The organism is Cognatundibacterium luofuense (assembly GCF_018139685.1).
GTDB classification, from domain to species: domain Bacteria; phylum Pseudomonadota; class Gammaproteobacteria; order Burkholderiales; family Burkholderiaceae_D; genus Undibacterium; species Undibacterium luofuense.
The window spans coordinates 1-406 of sequence record NZ_JAGSPN010000213.1 but is presented as its reverse complement, the minus strand read 5'-3'; the positions used below and the strand labels follow the sequence as shown (position 1 = coordinate 406).

At 54.4% G+C, this 406-nt stretch carries 1 protein-coding gene; it reads right to left on the bottom strand.

Translation table 11 applies throughout. The features are described from left to right. Positions 1 to 398, bottom strand: a 398-nt coding sequence (locus tag KDM89_RS20080) for an ABC transporter ATP-binding protein (protein ID WP_329604708.1), incomplete at its 3' end; no start/stop codon positions are given. Between the last annotated feature and the right edge of the window lie 8 nt (positions 399 to 406).

The window sequence follows — 406 nt, the reverse complement described above, 5'->3', positions numbered from 1 at the left end:
CGTGCAATCGCACGTCCCATCGCGACCCGCTGGCGCTGGCCGCCGGATAAATGCGCCGGTTTGCGATCCAGTAAATGGGTGATCTGCAAAGTCTCAGCGACCCGGTCTACGATTTTCTTTTGCTCTGCGACGGCGACCCGGCGTATGCCTAAGCCGAAAGAGATATTTTCACGTACCGTCATGGTCGGATACAAGGCATAGGATTGAAACACCATGGCGATATCACGCGACTTGGGCGGTACGTCATTGACGCAGCGATCGCCGATGTAAATGCCGCCTTCGGATACTGTTTCCAGTCCGGCGATCATATTCAGTAAGGTGGATTTGCCGCAGCCGGAACCGCCGACCAGGATCAGGAACTGACCATCTTCGATATCGAGATTAATCCCTTTCAAAATCTCCGCAC